The sequence below is a fragment of the Kribbella sandramycini genome, from assembly GCF_013131805.1.
Taxonomy (GTDB): Bacteria; Actinomycetota; Actinomycetes; order Propionibacteriales; family Kribbellaceae; genus Kribbella; species Kribbella sandramycini.
This window is the reverse complement of sequence record NZ_JABJRC010000006.1, coordinates 353,807-370,841: the sequence shown is the minus strand read 5'-3', so window position 1 is coordinate 370,841 and position 17,035 is coordinate 353,807. Positions and strand designations below refer to the sequence as shown.

Genomic DNA, 17,035 nt, shown 5'->3' with positions numbered 1-17,035 from the left:
ATGGGGCCGTTGCGTGGTCGTTCGGAGGAGCTCGGGCGGCTGTTGGAGGCGCTCCGGGCAGCTGAGGGTGGCCAGGCCTCGCTGGCCGTCGTCACCGGTGAGCCCGGGCTGGGTAAGTCGGCGCTGCTCGCCGCTGCGGCCGAGCAGGCTGAGCGGCAGGGCTTCCTCGTCGCCAGCGCCACCGCGCAGCAGACCGACGACATCAGCCCACTGTCCTCGCTGGCGCCCGCACTGCGCGCCGGTAAGCAGCCGCTGATCGACACCGGCCACTTCATGGAGTTGGCCGCACTCAACGCGTCGCCGCTCTGGCTCGCCGAACGGTTGGCCGAGCTGGTCGGACGTCGGCTGGACGGCACCAAAGCGCTGATCGTCCTGGACGACGCGCAGTGGTCCGACCCGCTGACCGCGTTCTCGCTGCGCGTGCTGATCGCTCGACTCTCCAGCCACCAACTGCTCTGGCTGGTCGCGGCCCGGCCCGCTCCGGGCGGTGTCACCGATCAGCTCGTCAATGCGGTCGGCGCCCAGGTCCCGGTCGAGACGATCGAGCTCCGGCCGCTCAGCGCGGATGCGATCCAGGACCTGGCCAAGGACCGGCTGAACGCCCCCGTCGACCCGAATCTCGCCGTCCAGCTGGCAGGAGTCCAGGGCAGCCCGTTTCTGGCCGAGCAACTGATCGCCGGGCTGTACCTGGACGGTGCGAAGGCCGAGCCCACCTCGGCCCGAGTCACCGGTCCGCTACTGGCGGCGTCCGTGACCACCGGCGCACTCCCCTCCGGGCTCGTCGAAGGTGTCCGTCGCCGCCAGAGCGGTCTGTCCGAACAGGCGCGGATGCTGGTCCGCACTGCTGCTGTCTTCGGCAGTGAGTTCCGGCTGGAGGACGTCGCTGCGCTCATGTCCGACCCGGTGGCCAAGCTGGCGGCCGCGCTGGATGAGGCGATTCGCGCCGGGCTGTTGATCGATGCAGGGTCAGCGCTGCGATTCCAGCACGAGCTCCTGCGCTCAGCGGTGCTCGCCGACGTGCCGCCGTCCGCGCAGCGTGCACTGCACGGCGCGATTGCCGACCAGTTGCTGGCCACCGGGCGCGGCGCTGCCGTCGCGGCTCCGCACGTGCTGGCAGTCGCCCAGCAAGGTGACACCGCCGCGGTAGCCACGCTTCGTCAAGCCGCCCAAGAGCTGCTCACGACCATGTCGACCACCGCGGCAGAGGTCATCCAGCAAGCCTTCGACCTCACCGCTCCCGACGACCCGCTGCGGGCGGAGGTCGGCGCGGACGTGATCACCATCCTGCTCGCCGCCTTCCAGTACGACCGCGCCGTAGCGTTCGCCGACGACCTGCTCGGTGGTACGCCGCTCTATCAGGGCCCGATCACCCCCGACCTGCGCGCATCGGTGCGACTCCAGCTGGCACCGAGGCAGTGGGCTGTCGGCCGGCTCAGCCGCGAAGACCTCTTCGCTCCAGGTGCCGCTGCCCACCTGACCGAGCGGCTGACGGCGTACCGCACGCTCGTCACCCCCGGCGAGGTGTCGCCGACGGAGATGCTCCCCACTGCCACCGACCCGGTCGCGCGCGCGATCCTGTCGGTCGCCGCGGCCGAGGTGGCCCAGTCCGAAGGCCGCTACGCGACAGCCCGCGATCACTACGCCGACGCACGACGGGCCCCGGCCGATGTCGGCAGTCTGCCGGACACCCTGCTCGAGGTCGGCGAGCTGTACTGCCGCGCCGAGACCGACGAGCTGCCCGCCGCGCTGAAGCGGATCCGTGAGCTGATGACCGCCGGCGACTGGCAGTCTGCTGCCCAGCTGGGTGTTCTGCACGCGCGACTCGAATACGCCTCCGGAAACCTGGACATCGCCGAGACGGTCGCGCAGACCTGTATGCGCTGGATGCAGGACTTCCACGACATCCGCCTGCTGCCGTCGGTTCACCAGCTGTTGGCTCTGGTTGCTCTCCTCCGCAACCAGAGCACCCAGGCCCGTGAGATAGCCGGCACCGATCCGACGATTCGTGCGCTGCTGGCAATCGTGGACGGCGACGACCAGGCCGTAGTGCGTCTGCGCGACGTACCGCACGGTTTCCCGGAGCGGATCGAGATGCTCGCCCGGGCCGACGCAGCGGACCTCATCAGCGCACAGGTTGAAGCCAGCCCCTGCCTGGCCGCGCTCGGCGCGCTGGAGCTCGTGTCAGCCGGTACCGACCTCAAACGGCTGGCTGCCGCCTGCGAACAGCTCAGGCGCGCAGACCGGCCGCTGCTCCTCGCGCTGGCCGAGGAACGGTACGGCCGGACCGAGCTGGAGTCCGGTGACCGCAGCGTCGGTGTGGCCACACTGGAGCACGCCCTCGACGCTCTGACCGCGCTCGGTGCGACAGCGCCGGCCGGGCGGATCCAAGCCACCTTGCAGGCGGCCGGTGTGCGTAGACGGCGCTGGGCGGCCGTGCCGGCCCGAGCCGAGGCTGGTTGGGAGGCGCTGACGCCGATGGAACGCCGAGTCGCGCTGCTGGTCGCGGAGGGCCACACCAACCGGACTGCGGCCGAACAACTGGTCGTTTCGGCCAGCACGGTCGGCACCCACCTGCGGTCGGTTTTCGGCAAGCTGGGGGTCAACTCCAGGGTCCAGCTCACCCGTCTGGTGCTGGAGCGGTTCGCCCCTCCCCCGAACGCATGAGATTCGGGTGCACCGACGTCCGGCGTCCCCTCGTTCGGCCCTGACAAGTTCGGGTGATCGGTCGATCCGCCGGAGCAGGTGATCGAGCAATCCTTCATGCATCACCTACTGAAGGAGAGCGAGAACAATGACCGACAAGACCCCCACCGTGGTCCTGGTGCACGGCGCGTTCGCCGAGAACTCGTCCTGGACCGGCGTGATCGCCGAGCTGCAGAGCCGCGGCATCCCCGCGGTGGCGCTGTCCAACGAGCTGCACGGCCCGGCGTACGACGCCGGCCGGATCGCCGCCCAGGTCCGGGAGATCGACGGCCCGGTCGTGCTGGTCGGCCACTCGTACGGCGGCGCGGTCATCACGAACACCGCGAACCTCGCCGACAACGTGACCGCGCTGGTCTACGTCGCCGCGTTCGTCCCGGACGAGGGCGAGAGCCTGCAGGACCTGCTCGGCAGCTTCCCCGCCAACGACTTCGGCTCCGGTCTGGTCCCGCACCAGCTGCCGACCGGCGACGGCGGCGAGGAGACCTTCCTCAGCATCGACCTGGCCAAGTTCCAGCATCTGTTCGCCGCGGACGTCGCGGACGCCGACCTGCTGGGCCGCACGCAGCGGCCGATCGCCGCCGCGGCCTTCGAGGAGAAGTCCGGCCCCGCCAGCTGGAAGCGGCTGCCGGTCTACCAGCTGGTCGCGACCGGTGACGAAGCCATCCACCCGGAGGGCCAGCGGACCATGGCGGCCCGTGCCAAGGCCACCACGATCGAGGTCGACGGCTCGCACGCCGTCGCCGTCTCGCAGCCGAAGGCCGTCGCCGCCTTCATCGCGACTGCGGTCGAGGGTGGCGCGAACTGATGAAGATCCGTCGCGTCCTCGCCGCTGCTGCCAGTGTCCTCATCACGCTGACCGGAGCCACCACCGCGGTCGCCACGCACAAGCCGGAGCCGAAGCCGACCGTCGTCCTGATCCACGGTGCGTTCGCGGACGGCGGCAGCTGGTCCGAGGTGACCAAGAAGCTGCAGCGTGACGGCTACACCGTCGTCGCACCGGCTGTTCCGCTCCGGAGCATCGCTACCGACACGGAGTACCTGACCGGAGTCCTGGCCGGCATCCCTGGCCCCAAGGTGCTGGTCGGACACTCGTACGGCGGCGCACTGATCACTCAGCTCGCCGGAACGCCCGGTGTGAAGTCGCTGGTCTACGTAGCCGCGTTCGTCCCGCAGAAGGGCGAGACGATCGGTGCACTCAACGCACAGTTCCCCGGCAGTGAGATCAACGAGAAGACCACCAACGCGATCAGCTACCCGGGTGGCGTGGACCTGGTGATGAAGCCGGACGCCTTCCGCTGGGTCTTCGCCGCCGACCTGCCGACCCGGCAGGCCGACGTCCTCGGTGCCGCGCAGCGCCCGGTCTCCGCCTCGGTCTTCACCGAGACCGTGCCGAACAGCGCTCCGGCCGCCCTGCCGAAGTACGCCGTCATCGCCGGCAAGGACCGGGCGATCGCACCGGCCGGGGAGCGCTTCATGGCCAAGCGCGCCAACGCCAAGATCGTCGAAGCGCCGGGTGCCTCGCACCTGGTGATGCTGTCCGAGCCGTCGCTCGTCACCCGCACCATCGAGCAGGCCGCTCGCTGAACCACCGCTCGGCCGGTCCACCCCTCACCGGGTGGACCGGCCGAGCACCCGTTCCATGGCGGCCTCCCCCGCAGGCCGCCAGGTCGGCTTACCCCCAGCAAGCCCCCTCTCCCCGTTCACAGCCATCGCCAGCACGAACAGCGCCCGGAACGCGGCCCACCCCCGAGCCCGCCGGAAGGTGGCCTCATCCATCGGATAGGCCGCAAAGAATCGCTTGGCCGCACCGTCCGGCAGCAGTACCCACGCGGCCGAGATGTCCACCGCCGGGTCGCCGGCACCCACGTCACCGAAGTCGATGACGCCAGCCAGCCGCCCGTCAGCGACTACTAGGTTCGCCGGGTGCAGGTCAGAGTGCACCCATACCGCAGGTCCGTCCCACGCAGGCGCGGCCACAGCATCCGCCCAGATGTCGCGGACCGCCGTCGAGGGCTCAATGCTCCCGGCAAAGTGCTCGATGCTCTCCTGCCGCATCAGCCCGCCGCGGGCCTCCTGCGGCACGTCGGCGGGGGCGGGGACATGCAGCGCCCGCAGGAAGTCGGCCAGCGCTGTGCCGGACTCGTCCGCAGTAATGAACTCGCGGTCGGCGGGTTCGCCCGGCACCCACTGCGTGATCAGCCACGGCGACGGAAACCGCTCCGATGGCTCGCCGAGCCGCACCGGAGTCGGAATCGGCAGCGGCAGTCGCTCGGCCAGAGTCGGCAGCCAGTTCCGCTCCCGCTGGAGGAGCTCGGGTGCACGCGGCGTGCGGGGCAGGCGGACGGCCAGGTCTTCGCCGAGGCGCCACATCTGGTTGTCCCAGCCGCCGACCACCTCACGGAGCGGCAGGTGGGCCAGATCGGGGTGTTGTTCGGTGAGCAGGGTCCGGATGAGGCTTTCGGTGAGCTCCACGCGCGTCAGACGCGTCACATCTGGAATTGGTTCGATATCGGTGTTGTTTGCAGTGTCATGCGTATTGATGTCTGGTCCGATGTCGTCTGCCCGTTCTGCTACATCGGTAAGCGCCGCCTCGAGCAGGCGCTGGCGGAGAGCGGCGACAGCGCGGAGATCGTCTGGCACAGCTTCCAGCTGGACCCGTCGTCCTCGAACGACGACCCGCGGGACCTGCCGACTCGCCTGGGCGAGAAGTACGGCCGGGATCGAGCGTGGGGTGTGCAGGCCAACGAGCAGGTGACACTGGCCGCCGCCGAGGTCGGGCTGGAGTACCACCTGGAGGACGCGAAGTCGGCCAACACCCTGGATGCGCACCGGCTGCTGCACCTGGCGCTGGAGGTGCAGACCAGCGGTGAACTGCCGGCCGGCACGCAGAGCCAGCTCAAGGAGCGGTTGCTGAAGGCATACTTCGTTGATGGCCTCCCGGTCGGTGACGCCGACACGCTGACGACGCTGGCGGTAGAGGTCGGTCTGCCGGCCGACCGCGTGGCCGAGGTGCTCGCCGGTACGGACTACGCGGACGACGTCGCCGCCGATCAGGCGCAGGCACTCGCGTACGGCGCCAACGGCGTCCCCTTCTTCGTCATCGACCAGAAGTACGGCGTGAGCGGCGCCCAGCCGCTGGAGGTGTTCCAGGAGGCGCTCCGGCGGGCGAACGCCGACCGCAAGCCGGTCACGCTGATCACCGCCCCGAACTCGGACGACACGACCTGCGGGCCGGACGGCTGCGCCATCTGACGGTTGGCCCTGGGTACCGGGATGACCTCGTGACGTGGTGTATGAAGGAGGCATGACTGTCGTGCGTGCACTGGCCAGGCCGTTGCTGTCCGTCATTTTCGTCGTTCAGGGTGCGAACTCGGTCCGCAACCCGGAGCCGCTGGTGGCCAAGGCGCAGCCGGTGACCGACCGGCTCGTACCGGTACTGCGGAAGGCCGCGCCGCCCCAGATCGGCGACCGGATCCCCGACACGACTGCGAACCTGGTCCGGCTGAACGGCGCCGCCCAGGTCGTCGGCGGGCTCGCACTGGCAACCGGCCGCGGCCGTCGCCTCGGTGCGACGCTGCTGGCCGCTTCGCTGGTGCCGACCACGCTGGCCGGGCATGCGTTCTGGCAGGAGGACTCCAAGGCCGCCAAGGCCCAGCAGCGGGTCCAGTTCATGAAGAACCTCGGTCTGATGGGTGGGCTGCTGCTCGCCATCGTCGACACCGAGGGCAAGCCTGGTGTGGCCTGGCGGGCGTCGCACGGCGCGAAGGCGACGAAGCGCGAGACCAAGCGCGGCGTCAAGGCAGCCAAGCGTGAAGCGCGCCAGCTGGCCCGCGAAGCGAAGGCAGCCGCTCGACTCGCCAAAGCCGAGTTGCACCTCGGCTGACCTGACTCACCTCTACTCTGTAGGCCGTGCCTACGTACAGTGACGACGGCCAGTGGTGGTGGGACGGCCGAGCCTGGCAGCCCGTCACCCAGCAGCCCCAGCAGCACCCCATGCCGCAGCAGCAGCCCTACCCCGGTCCGCCGCCGGCATTCCACCAGCAGGCACCGCAGCCGCCCCGGCGGAAGAGCCGCACGCTGATGATCGTTGCGGGCGCTGTGGCGCTCGTCCTGGTCGCCTCGGTCGGCGGCGCGCTGGTCTGGAAGAACCTGTCCGGCGATGAGCCCGCCGCGACCGGCGCGCCGCCGGCGGGTGCGAAGATCATCGAGCCCGGTCAGCCGGTCACCGCGCAGACGCTGAGCGAGGTGCATCCACAGGCCTTCGTGGAGAGCTTCCTCAAGCGGCAGATGGTGGCCCCGATCGGCCAATTGAAGACGATCCGGTTCGAGAACCCGGAGAAGTTCCTGGAGAAGAAGGACTACTCGATCACCGACTACGCCGTCGACCACCGAACCAACAAGTTCTCCCTGGAGTACACCGGCTTCAGCGGCACCGGCACCACCGATCGCAAGTGCATCGACGGCAAGTCGATGATGTACATCGACGGCGAAGGGCTGGGCTGGCAGGAGGACAAGGGCGACGACGACTGCACCCGCCAGCCGTTCTTCACCGTGGACGGAATCGTCTCGAGCGGACTCACCGCCGAACAGGCCGACAGGGTGCTCGCCTACTTCCACCAGGAGGGCGACGGCTATCTGAACGCGGCGCAGCCGACCTTGCTGACGACCGGCGGCCGGACCTACATCCGCCAAGTGGTCGACTTCAAGACCATCATCCGCGACGACCAGCCCTACGGGACCGCGGTCTCCCAGTTCGCCTTCCGCGACTGCGGGCACAACCGGGACTCCGCGCGCTGGTTCTGGGCAACGCCCTTCAACCTGGCGGCGGGTCTGCACATGGTCTACTACCTCGACACCAAGACGCTGCTGCCGGTCGCGGCGTACCAGGCGTCGGTACCGGCCGCGGGGTCGTACCCGGACAAGACCGTCCAGTTGGTCAACTACGCGTTCCCGGCCGCGGTCCCCCAGGTCAAGCAGCCCAAGGGGCCCGGCACGCTCACCTTCAATCTGCCCGAAGGCTGGAAGACTCGATAATGCCTACCTACAGCGACGACGGCCAGTGGTGGTGGGACGGCCGTGCCTGGCAGCCCGTCAACCAGCAGCAGCCGGCTCCCCAACAGCAGTACCCACCGCAGCCGCAGCAACCGTACGGCGCTCCTCAGCAGCCCTACCCCGGCCAGCAGCCGTACCCGGGTCAGCAGCACCCCGGTGGTCCGCAGGGCTTCTACCAGCCGCAACAGCCGCCCAAGAAGAACCGCACGCCGCTGATCATCGCCGGCGCCGTTGCGCTCGTGCTGGTCGTTGCCGTCGGCGGTGTGGTCGCCTGGCGCGCCACCTCTGGCGACCAAGACGCGGCCACGGGCGGCGCGCCGCCGAAGAACGCCAAGAACCTCGAGCCCGGTCAGCCCGTCACCGCCGAGGCGCTGGCCGAGGTGAACCCCCAGGCGTTCCACGAAGGCGTCATGAAGCGCCAGATGGTCGCACCGATCGAGCGGGTCATTTCCACGACCTTCCCGAGCGAAGAGGCCTTCGAGTCACGCAAGCTGTACGCCGTCCGCGACTACGCCGTCGACCTGAAGAGCGACAAGTACTACTACTTCGAGAGCCTGCTCGACGCACCGATCGAACAGGACAAGTCGCCGTACAACATGATGTGCGTCGACGGCAAAGAGATGGAGTGGTCGAACGTCTTCCAGCAGTGGCGGCCGGCTCGGAGTCCGAGCAAGAAGTGCACTCAGAAGTACTACCTGGGCGCGAACGACGGTGTGGCCGGCAGTGGCATGACCGCCGAGCAGGCGGACAAGGCGATCGCGTACATGCGGGCGGCGAAGGGTTTCGTGAACGCTGCGCAGCCGACGCTGCTCTCGGCGAACGGCAAGACCTACATCCGTCAGGTGGTCGACTTCAAACCGGCAGTGCTGAGCGACGGACAGTCGTGGGGCTCTCAGATCCCGCTGTGGTCCTACCGGGACGCGGGGCTCGATCCGAGCGTGCTGCCGTGGTCGAACCCGTTCGGCCCGAAGGAAGGTATCCACATGGTCTACTACGTGGACACCGCGACGCTCCGGCCCGCTGCGGCCTTCCAGCGTGGCACCGAGGGCCCTGGGATGCCGGACGACGCGGACGGCATCCAGGTCGTCAACTACTCCTACCCGGACGCCCTCCCGGTGGCGAAGCTGCCGAAGAACGCGGGGACGCCGAGCCTCACCCTGCCGGAAGGCTGGAAGCTCCAGTAGCAGCGGATGCCCTAGGCTCAAGGGGTAGACGAGCTGAGGGAGTGGGATGAGCCAGGAGCAGGGCTGGGCGGCGCCGCGGGCCACCGGAGCGGTCAGTGGCCGGGTGACGGTGCCGGGGTCGAAATCGATCAGCAACCGGGCTCTGGTCCTCGCAGCCATCGCTGACGGCCCGTCGCACCTGACGGGCCTCCTCAGCGCGCGCGACACCACTCTGATGCGAACGGCGCTCACCTCGCTGGGCGTGGGCATCACAGAGAGCGGTAGTACGGTCACCGTGACGCCCGGCTCCCTCAAGGGCCCGGCGAGCGTGGACTGCGGCCTGGCCGGCACTGTGATGCGCTTCGTGCCGCCAGTGGCCGCACTGGCCGACGGCCTGGTCGCCTTCGACGGCGACGCGTACGCGCGCGAGCGGCCGATGGGCGTGATCCTGGACGCGCTGCGCGCCCTCGGCGTCCGGATCGACGACGGCGGGACCGGCCGGATGCCGTACACGGTGTCGGGCACCGGCTCCGTGCGCGGCGGCCAGGTCACGCTGGACGCCTCCGGTTCGAGCCAGTTCGTGTCCGCGCTGCTGCTGGCCGGCGCCCGGTACGACGAGGGCGTCGACATCCGGCACGACGGTAAGCCCGTGCCCTCGCAGCCACACCTGGACATGTCGGTCGCGATGCTGCGCGAGCGCGGCGTCCAGGTCGACGACGCCGAGCCGAACCGCTGGGTGGTTGCCCCCGGCCCCATTCGCGCGCTGGACACCGCCATCGAGCCCGACCTGTCGAACGCGGCGCCGTTCCTGGCCACCGCCGTCCTGACCGGCGGAGAGGTGACCGTCACCGGCTGGCCGGAGCACACCACCCAGCCCGGCGGACACCTGCCCGAGATCTTCAGCCGTCTCGGCGCGGAGGCGAGTCGGACCGCCGACGGGCTGACCGTCCGCGGCACCGGCCGCGTCGTCGGCGCCGATCTGGACCTGAGCGAGGTCGGTGAGCTGAGCCCGGTCATCGCCGCGGTGGCCGCGCTTGCGGACGGGCCGTCGTACCTGCGCGGGATCGCGCACCTGCGCAACCACGAGACCGACCGGCTGGCCGCGCTGGAGCGCGAGATCAACGCGCTGGGCGGCGACGTGACCCAGACCGCCGACGGGCTCGAGATCCGCCCGAAGCCGCTGCACGGCGGCCTGTTCGCGACCTACCACGACCACCGGATGGCGCATGCGGCCGCAGTGCTCGGGCTGCTCGTCGACGGCGTGCTGATCGAGAACATCGGGACGACGGCGAAGACACTGCCGGAATTCCCCGAACTCTGGTCGGGGCTCGTCGGCTGATGTCGCGGTACGACGAGGAGGCCAAGTACGACCGCCCCAAGCGCCGCACCCGGCCGCGGACCAAGGACCGCCCCTCGTACGACGACGCCGTCATCGGCTTCGTCACCACCCGGGACCGCGGCCGCTACACCTGTTGGGTCGACGACCGCCAGGTGACCGCGATGAAGGCCCGGCAGCTCGGCCGCAAGGGCGTGATCGTCGGCGACCAGGTCAAACTCGACGGCGACTCCAGCGGCGAGGAGGGCACGCTGGCCCGCATCGTCGAGGTCGTCCCGCGGACGACGCTGCTGCGCCGGTCGGCCGATGACGACGACCCGGTCGAGCGTCCGCTCGTCGCCAACGCCGACCAGCTGGTCATCGTGGTCGCGGTGGCGAACCCGGAGCCGCGCACCGGCCTGATCGACCGCTTCCTGGTCGCGGCGTACGACGCCGGCATGCGTCCGCTGCTCTGTCTGACCAAAACCGACCTGGCCGACCCGACTCCGCTGCTGGACATCTACCGCCCGCTCGGGGTCGAGTCCGTGGCCACTCAGCAGGGCGGCGACCTGGACGCGCTCCGCGAGCAGCTGGATGGCCGCACCAGCGTGCTGGTCGGGCACTCCGGCGTCGGAAAGTCCACCCTGGTCAACGGGCTGATCCCGGACGCGAACCGGGCGATCGGCATCGTCAACGAGGTCACCGGCCGCGGCCGGCACACCTCCACCAGCACCGTCGTACTGCGGCTGCCCGAGGGCGGCTGGATCATCGACACCCCGGGTATCCGATCCTTCGGGCTGGCGCACGTCGAGCCCGACAAGCTCATCGACGCCTTCCCGGACCTGGCCGACATCACGGCCGACTGCCCCCGCGGCTGCACCCACACCGAGACGGCGCCGGACTGCGCCCTCGACGAGGCTGTCGCCGAGGGGCGCACCGAAGCCGACCGGGTGTCGTCGTTCCGCCGGCTGCTCGCCAGCCGCGAAGGGCGGGAGCAGCGCGACCCGGAGCCGACTACTTAGGCAGCTGCCCGTCCCAGACCGCCCTCGCACCGGCGTCACCGGTGCGAATGGTCTGGTAGATCACCAGGACGCCGATCACGACCACAGCTGCGCTCGTCACCAGCTCCAGCGGGCGGCCACGGCCCTCCTTGGCGCCCTTGCCGCTGGCAAGGGCCGACGGGCCGCCCAGGATCAGGAAGGCCGCAACGGCCACCGCTGCGAAGATCAGGCAGAAGATGAACAGCAGGTCGCCGTGCTCCTTGTGCACCTCGACCGCCTTGGCCAGAGTAGGCACCGCGGCGACGAAGGCCTCTCCGCTGGCCTTGGCGACGTACGCCAGCACCAGGGAGCCCAGACCGAGCAGCAGCACCGGCCAGCGCAGCAGCCACCGCCAGCGCGGCACGAGCGCGAAAACGATCGCAGTCAGGGCGGACACCGGTAGCACCAGCACAGCGGCGTGAATGACCAGCACGTGCATCGGCAGGTCTCCGAAGCGCTCGAACATGACGCCTCCAGGCAGTCGTGAAGTTCTGATACCCACTGCACGATCTGAACCCGCATTCGGTTCACCTCACCTACAGGCTAGCCTTCCGCCATGCCCTCGCACACGGATGACCTGCGGCTCGCCCACATCCTGGCCGACGATGCGGACTCGACCACGATGGACCGCTACAAGGCGCTCGACCTGCACGTGGCCATGAAGCCGGACATGACGCACGTGAGCGAGTCGGACAAGAAGGTCGAAGACGTGATGCGCAAGACGCTCTCCCGGGCCCGCCCGCGGGACGCGTTCGTCGGCGAGGAGGAGGGCACCACCGGCTGGGGCGTACGGCGCTGGGTCGTCGACCCGATCGACGGCACCGCCAACTACGTCCGCGGCGTCCCCGTCTGGGCCACTCTGATCAGTCTGATGATCGAAGACCAGGTAGTAGTCGGCGTCGTCTCGGCTCCGGCGCTCGGCAAGCGCTGGTGGGCCTCGTACGGCGACGGTGCCTGGACCGGCCGCGCGCTGCATTCCTCACAGCCCTGCCGGGTCAGCGACGTGAGCAACATCGAGGACGCGTCGCTGTCCTACTCCTCCCTCAAGGGCTGGGACAAGCTGGACAAGAAGGACCAGTGGGCCGGTCTGATGGACGACTGCTGGCGCACCCGCGCGTACGGCGATTTCTGGTCGTACATGCTGGTCGCCGAGGGCGCGGTCGACATCGCCGCCGAACCGGAGCTGAACCTGTACGACATGGCCGCGCTGGCGATCATCGTCGACGAGGCCGGCGGCAAGTTCACCTCCGTCGACGGCGTCCCCGGGCCGAACGGCCCGAACGCCCTGGCCACCAACGGCCGGCTGCACGACGAGGTGCTCAAGCGCCTGGCCTGATCCGACCACGTAGGGTGGCGGCATGCCCCTGAACTACCCCCTCGCGGAGCAGACGCTGGACAACGGCCTGCGGGTCGTCGTGAGCTCGGACCGCGCGGTCCCGATCGTCGCTGTCAATCTCTGGTACGACGTGGGCTCGCGGCACGAGCCGCCGGGGCTGACCGGTTTCGCGCACCTGTTCGAGCACCTCATGTTCCAGGGCTCGCGCAACGTCACCTCAGGCCAGCACTTCAGCCTGCTCGAGACCGCCGGCGGCAGCCTGAACGCGAGCACCTTCTTCGACCGCACCAACTACTTCGAGTCGCTGCCCAGCGGCGGGCTGGATCTGGCCCTCTGGCTGGAGGCCGACCGGATGGGCTACCTGCTCGACGCCCTCACCCTGGAGAACCTGGACAACCAGCGGGACGTGGTGAAGGAGGAGAAGCGGCAGAGCTACGACAACCGCCCGTACGGCGACTCCTACGAGCGGCTGGTCAAGCTGGCCTTCCCCGAGGGCCACCCGTACGCGCACATGACGATCGGCTCGATGGCCGACCTGGACGCCGCCTCCCTGGAGGACGTGCACCAGTTCTTCCGCACCTACTACGGCCCGAACAACGCCGTCCTGACCATCGTCGGCGACGTATCGGTCGAGGACGCCTTCGACGCGGCCAAGCGGTACTTCGGGCATCTCCCGGCCATTCCGACGCCGCCGCCCGCTCCGGACGGCACGATCGGCCCGCTGACCGAGGTGCTCCGCGACGACGTTCTGGACGACGTACCGTCCGATCTGGTCACGATGATGTTCCGCCTCCCGCCGGACGGGACGCCGGAGCTCGACGCAGCCGGTCTGGCCCTCGACGTCCTAGCAGCCGGGCAGAGCGGCCGGCTGAACCGGCGGCTGGTCCGCGACGAGCAGATCGCGCAGTCGGTCTCCGGTGGCGCGCTGCCGCTGATCGGCGGCGTCTCGTTCGGCACGCTGACCGGTATCGCCTCCGACGGCGTTGACCTGCAGCTGGTCGAGGACGCGCTGCTCGAAGAGGTGGAGAAGCTGGCCGAGGGCGGTATCACCGCCGACGAGCTGGCGACGGTCCAAGCCCAGGCCGAGCGGGACTGGCTGGAGCAGCTGTCGACCTGCGCCGGCCGGGCCGACGAGATCTCCCACCACGCGCTGCTGTTCGGCGACCCGAACCGGATCAACACCCGGATCGACCAGGTCCGCGCGGTGACGGTCGAGCAGGTCCAGGCCGCCGCCCGGGAGTGGATCCGCGCCACCGGGCGCGCCCAGGTGACGTACCGCCAGAACGAGAACGGCACGGCTGAAGAGGCTGGAGAGCAGGAATGAGCCAGATTCTGACCACCCCGCCCGCGGTCGGCGCGCCCCGGCCGTGGAAGTTCCCCGAGTCGACCACCACGGCGACCCGCGCCGGGACGCCCGTCCACGTCTTCGACCGCCCCGGCCAGTACGTCGCGACCGTCCGGGTGACGATCGCCATGCCGCTGTTCTCCGAGCCGCGTGAGCTCGAAGGCGTCGCCACGATCATGTCCCGCACGCTCGACGAGGGCACCGAGCTGCACTCGGCCAACGACTTCGCCGCGGCTCTGGAGCGGCACGGCGCGGCGTACGGCGTCGACGTCAGCTCGGACGCGCTGCACGTGGAGATCTCGGTCCCGGTGTCGCAGCTGGCGCCGGCCGTCAAGCTGCTCGCCGAGGCCGTCACCCGGCCCGCGTTCAACGTGGCGGACGTCGGTCGGCACGTGACGATCCGCCTCGGCGAGATCAACCAGGAGAAGGCGAACGCGGGCTACCGCGCGCGGGAGGCGTTCGCGGCGCATCTGTTCGACGCCTCGACCCGGCGCTCCCGTCCGACCGCCGGTACGCCGGACACGATCCGTCCGCTGACCAACGTGCAGGTCGCGGAGTACTACCGGAACAACATCGGCCCGGAGCGGGCGCACATCCTGTTCGCCGGTGACGCCACCGGTGTGGACGTCGCTGCGATCGTGGACGACGCGTTCGGCGACTGGACGTCGTCCGCCGGGCCCGCGCTGGAGGCTCCGGAGCCGCTGTACCTGCCCGGCGACCGGCTGGTCCTGGTGGACCGCCCGGGCTCGGTGCAGAGCCAGCTGGTGATCGGCTGCGCCGGTCCGGACCGCAGGGATCCGACCTGGGGTACGGCGGCCGTGGCCAACCATGTGGTCGGCGGAACGATCACCTCCCGCGTGGACACCGTGCTGCGCGAGGAGAAGGGCTATACGTACGGAACGCGCAGCAGCTTCACCGCACCGCGCAAGGGCGGCACGTTCACACTCGGCGGCTCGGTCCGCACCGAGGTGACCGGGGCGGCCATCACCGACGCGCTGCGGATCCTCCGGGAGGCCCGCGACGGCCTGACCGAGCAGGAGGTGCGCGAGGCGAAGGACAGTCTGACCCTCACTGCTCCGCTACGCTACGAACAGGCCGACTCGATCGTGCAGCAGGTGGGTAGCAACCTCGCGAACGGCGTACCGGTCGATTTCGCGGACACCTACATGCAGCGGATCGCGGCCACCACCGCGGCGGAGGCAACCGAGGCCTACCGCCAGTGGGTGGGAACCAACGGGCTGCTGGTCGTCGTCGTAGGGGAAGCCAAGGACGTCCGCCCGCAGCTCGCCGACCTCGGGCTGGGTGACCCGATCGAACTGACCTAGGAGCGCACGATGTCGACCCCCGAGCGGCCCACGGACCGGCCCCAGCAGTTCTACCCGGTCCAGCCCGGTTTCCCGGACCGCCCGGCGTACGGCGTCCTCCAGGACCACAGCCGAGCCACCGTCTCCCTGGTGCTCGGCCTGGTCGCGCTCTGCGCAGGCATCATCGTTCTCGCGCCGGTGGCCTGGTGGCTGGGCAACCAGGCCGTCCGCGAGATCGACGCCAGCCCCGGCGTCTACAACAACCGCGGCATGGCCCAAGCCGGCAAGATCCTCGGCATCATCGGCACCGTCCTGCTGATCCTCGGCGTCATCTTCCTGCTCGGCATGATCGCCATCGTCGTCTTCGGCACCGTCTGATCACTTCGGCACGACGAGGCAGGTGAAGCCGCGGTCACCGAGCCGCCAGCCCGACTCGATCGGGTGCAGGTACAGGATGTCCGAGGTAGGCGCGAGTTTGCGCTTGGTCTGGATCCACCGATCGGTACAACCCTTCTCGGCCGCGGCGACCACGGCGGCTGTCCCCGGCCAGTCGCCGGCCGGCTGCTCGAACACGGCGTAGACCTCGCCGCCGTTCGGCCCGGAGCACGGGACGATCTCGACCTTGTTGACCTCGGTGACCTCGATGATCTCGGCCACGCAGTCGCCGACCCGCAGCGCCGTCGGCCGGGCGGTCTGAGTCGTCGTGACCTGCCCGCCGGCGTCGCGGGTGGGCTCACCGCCGCCGGGGATCGCCACCGCGATCGCGATCGCCACGATCCACAGCGAGGAGATCACGATGCCCGCGATCGCGAACCCCTTGCCCCGCTGGTTGCGCGACGGGATCCGGAGCAGCGCGGCGATTCCCATCACCAGCGCGATCACCGTCGTGCCGAGGATCGCCAGCACCAGCGAGAAGATCGCCAGCAGGCTGTACTTCCGCTGTGGCACCGGCGCACCCCAGTGCTGCGGACCGGCGCCGTACGGCGGGCCGTAGTCCGGCCCCGGGTTACCCGCCAGCGGCGGCATGCCGGCGTACGGCTGGCCCGGCTGCGGGCCTGGATACGGCTGGTCGGGAGGGCCGGCCGGGGGTGGAGTCTGGCTCATGGTCGGACTGTAGACCCCGCGGACCGGTCCTGGCCGGAATTATCCGGCGATGTAGTTGGAGAGTTGCTCCTTCTCGAACTCGAGCTCGCCGATCCGGGACTTGACGACGTCGCCGATGCTGACCAGGCCGGTCAGGGCGCCGTCGACGACGACCGGGACGTGCCGGATCCGGTGCTCGGTCATCAGCAGCATCAGGCTGTCGATCAGATCGTCCGGCGTACAGGTGCGGACCTCGGTCGTCATGATCGCGCTGACCCGGACCTCGCCGGCATCAGGAGTGCCGTTCCAGAGCCGGACGATGTCGCGCTCGGACACGATGCCGGCCACCGAGCTGCCGTCCGCGCTGACGACGACGGCGCCGATGTTGTGTTCGGCGAGCAGTGTGAGGAGCTCGGTCACGGTGGCCTGGGGCGAAATGGTGACGACCTCGTTGCCCTTGCCGCGCAGTACGTCGTTGATCTTCACGGAGCCTCCTGCGATGTCGAGGGGGGACCAATACACCAAGGTAGCGAAAAGACCAGCGAAGCGGCAGGTCTCATTTCAGTGACGAGCGGTGATCAATTGGTCACCTTCCGAAGTGAATCCGTTCACAAGCACTCGCCCCGGTTAAACCGGGCGACGGGCAGGTCAACGCCCCGTAGGATCGCCGGGTTTGGGTCGAGCTAGGGGGTTG

The 17,035-nt window shown here is 69.7% G+C and carries 17 protein-coding genes; 13 read left to right on the top strand and 4 right to left on the bottom strand.

Features of this window, described 5'->3' with window-relative positions; all coding sequences use genetic code 11:
- The 3 genes from HPO96_RS24905 to HPO96_RS24895 all read left to right on the top strand — a co-directional run bounded on the left by HPO96_RS24905 (position 1) and on the right by HPO96_RS24895 (position 4,287).
- A complete protein-coding gene (locus tag HPO96_RS24905; protein ID WP_171676568.1) occupies positions 1–2,664 on the top strand; it encodes an ATP-binding protein in 2,664 nt (887 codons plus the stop codon).
- 127 nt (positions 2,665–2,791) lie between these two features.
- Positions 2,792–3,508 (top strand): alpha/beta hydrolase, encoded by a 717-nt coding sequence (locus HPO96_RS24900; protein WP_171676566.1) that lies wholly within the window; start codon positions 2,792–2,794, stop codon positions 3,506–3,508.
- Positions 3,508–4,287: an alpha/beta fold hydrolase gene (locus tag HPO96_RS24895; RefSeq protein ID WP_171676564.1), complete on the top strand. Its 780-nt coding sequence runs from the start codon at positions 3,508–3,510 to the stop codon at positions 4,285–4,287. Before HPO96_RS24900 ends, HPO96_RS24895 begins: the two co-directional genes overlap by 1 nt.
- A 24-nt stretch (positions 4,288–4,311) precedes the next feature.
- Here the strand turns inward: HPO96_RS24895 and HPO96_RS24890 are convergent, their stop codons facing one another.
- On the bottom strand, positions 4,312–5,193 hold the full coding sequence (locus tag HPO96_RS24890) for a phosphotransferase (protein ID WP_202886355.1): 882 nt from the start codon (positions 5,191–5,193) through the stop codon (positions 4,312–4,314).
- 39 nt (positions 5,194–5,232) lie between these two features.
- On the opposite strand from HPO96_RS24890, the gene HPO96_RS24885 reads away from it, so the two are divergent.
- The 6 genes from HPO96_RS24885 to rsgA are packed head-to-tail and all read left to right on the top strand — an operon-like array spanning position 5,233 to position 11,255.
- On the top strand, positions 5,233–5,955 hold the full coding sequence (locus HPO96_RS24885; RefSeq protein WP_171676562.1) for a DsbA family oxidoreductase: 723 nt from the start codon (positions 5,233–5,235) through the stop codon (positions 5,953–5,955).
- Between the two features lie 52 nt (positions 5,956–6,007).
- Positions 6,008–6,586 carry a DoxX family protein gene (locus HPO96_RS24880; RefSeq protein WP_171676559.1) on the top strand — a complete coding sequence of 193 codons (579 nt, stop codon included), beginning with the start codon at positions 6,008–6,010 and terminating at the stop codon, positions 6,584–6,586.
- A 26-nt stretch (positions 6,587–6,612) separates the two neighbouring features.
- Positions 6,613–7,737 carry a hypothetical protein gene (locus tag HPO96_RS24875; protein WP_171676557.1) on the top strand — a complete coding sequence of 375 codons (1,125 nt, stop codon included), beginning with the start codon at positions 6,613–6,615 and terminating at the stop codon, positions 7,735–7,737.
- Positions 7,737–8,939, top strand: coding sequence for a hypothetical protein (locus HPO96_RS37660; protein ID WP_184999650.1), 1,203 nt, complete (start codon positions 7,737–7,739; stop codon positions 8,937–8,939). Before HPO96_RS24875 ends, HPO96_RS37660 begins: the two co-directional genes overlap by 1 nt.
- A gap of 46 nt (positions 8,940–8,985) precedes the next feature.
- On the top strand, positions 8,986–10,257 hold the full coding sequence (gene aroA / locus HPO96_RS24865) for a 3-phosphoshikimate 1-carboxyvinyltransferase (protein WP_171676555.1): 1,272 nt from the start codon (positions 8,986–8,988) through the stop codon (positions 10,255–10,257).
- Entirely contained in the window at positions 10,257–11,255 is a 999-nt protein-coding gene (gene rsgA / locus HPO96_RS24860) for a ribosome small subunit-dependent GTPase A (protein WP_171676553.1), read from the top strand. The genes aroA and rsgA overlap by 1 nt, the downstream gene beginning before the upstream one ends.
- Here the strand turns inward: rsgA and HPO96_RS24855 are convergent.
- A complete protein-coding gene (locus tag HPO96_RS24855; RefSeq protein ID WP_171676551.1) occupies positions 11,248–11,739 on the bottom strand; it encodes a DUF2231 domain-containing protein in 492 nt (163 codons plus the stop codon). The genes rsgA and HPO96_RS24855 overlap by 8 nt on opposite strands.
- Positions 11,740–11,829: 90 nt before the next feature.
- On the opposite strand from HPO96_RS24855, the gene HPO96_RS24850 reads away from it, so the two are divergent.
- Genes HPO96_RS24850 through HPO96_RS24835 form a run of 4 tightly spaced genes read left to right on the top strand, consistent with a single transcriptional unit; the run spans position 11,830 to position 15,636 of the window.
- Positions 11,830–12,609: an inositol monophosphatase family protein gene (locus HPO96_RS24850; RefSeq protein ID WP_171676549.1), complete on the top strand. Its 780-nt coding sequence runs from the start codon at positions 11,830–11,832 to the stop codon at positions 12,607–12,609.
- 22 nt (positions 12,610–12,631) lie between these two features.
- Complete coding sequence (locus HPO96_RS24845) at positions 12,632–13,933, top strand: M16 family metallopeptidase (RefSeq protein ID WP_171676547.1); 1,302 nt, start codon at positions 12,632–12,634, stop codon at positions 13,931–13,933.
- A complete protein-coding gene (locus HPO96_RS24840) occupies positions 13,930–15,279 on the top strand; it encodes a M16 family metallopeptidase (RefSeq protein ID WP_171676545.1) in 1,350 nt (449 codons plus the stop codon). Before HPO96_RS24845 ends, HPO96_RS24840 begins: the two co-directional genes overlap by 4 nt.
- Before the next feature lie 9 nt (positions 15,280–15,288).
- The gene (locus HPO96_RS24835) at positions 15,289–15,636 is read left to right on the top strand and encodes a DUF4190 domain-containing protein (protein ID WP_171676543.1); all 348 of its coding nucleotides are present in this window, start codon (positions 15,289–15,291) and stop codon (positions 15,634–15,636) included.
- Here HPO96_RS24835 and HPO96_RS24830 read toward each other — a convergent pair whose 3' ends face one another.
- Complete coding sequence (locus HPO96_RS24830) at positions 15,637–16,362, bottom strand: DUF4190 domain-containing protein (RefSeq protein ID WP_171676541.1); 726 nt, start codon at positions 16,360–16,362, stop codon at positions 15,637–15,639. It abuts the gene before it with no gap.
- A gap of 39 nt (positions 16,363–16,401) precedes the next feature.
- Positions 16,402–16,827 (bottom strand): CBS domain-containing protein, encoded by a 426-nt coding sequence (locus tag HPO96_RS24825; protein WP_171676539.1) that lies wholly within the window; start codon positions 16,825–16,827, stop codon positions 16,402–16,404.
- Positions 16,828–17,035: the final 208 nt, after the last annotated feature.

Bases quoted from the DNA above. Each gene is read 5' to 3' on its own strand.
- HPO96_RS24905 (WP_171676568.1), top strand. From the start codon at position 1: ATGGGGCCGTTGCGTGGTCGTTCGGAGGAGCTCGGGCGGCTGTTGGAG.
- HPO96_RS24900 (WP_171676566.1), top strand. From the start codon at position 2,792: ATGACCGACAAGACCCCCACCGTGGTCCTGGTGCACGGCGCGTTCGCC.
- HPO96_RS24895 (WP_171676564.1), top strand. From the start codon at position 3,508: ATGAAGATCCGTCGCGTCCTCGCCGCTGCTGCCAGTGTCCTCATCACG.
- HPO96_RS24885 (WP_171676562.1), top strand. From the start codon at position 5,233: ATGCGTATTGATGTCTGGTCCGATGTCGTCTGCCCGTTCTGCTACATC.
- HPO96_RS24880 (WP_171676559.1), top strand. From the start codon at position 6,008: ATGACTGTCGTGCGTGCACTGGCCAGGCCGTTGCTGTCCGTCATTTTC.
- HPO96_RS37660 (WP_184999650.1), top strand. From the start codon at position 7,737: ATGCCTACCTACAGCGACGACGGCCAGTGGTGGTGGGACGGCCGTGCC.
- aroA (WP_171676555.1), top strand. From the start codon at position 8,986: ATGAGCCAGGAGCAGGGCTGGGCGGCGCCGCGGGCCACCGGAGCGGTC.
- rsgA (WP_171676553.1), top strand. From the start codon at position 10,257: ATGTCGCGGTACGACGAGGAGGCCAAGTACGACCGCCCCAAGCGCCGC.
- HPO96_RS24855 (WP_171676551.1), bottom strand. From the start codon at position 11,739: ATGTTCGAGCGCTTCGGAGACCTGCCGATGCACGTGCTGGTCATTCAC.
- HPO96_RS24850 (WP_171676549.1), top strand. From the start codon at position 11,830: ATGCCCTCGCACACGGATGACCTGCGGCTCGCCCACATCCTGGCCGAC.
- HPO96_RS24845 (WP_171676547.1), top strand. From the start codon at position 12,632: ATGCCCCTGAACTACCCCCTCGCGGAGCAGACGCTGGACAACGGCCTG.
- HPO96_RS24840 (WP_171676545.1), top strand. From the start codon at position 13,930: ATGAGCCAGATTCTGACCACCCCGCCCGCGGTCGGCGCGCCCCGGCCG.
- HPO96_RS24835 (WP_171676543.1), top strand. From the start codon at position 15,289: ATGTCGACCCCCGAGCGGCCCACGGACCGGCCCCAGCAGTTCTACCCG.
- HPO96_RS24830 (WP_171676541.1), bottom strand. From the start codon at position 16,362: ATGAGCCAGACTCCACCCCCGGCCGGCCCTCCCGACCAGCCGTATCCA.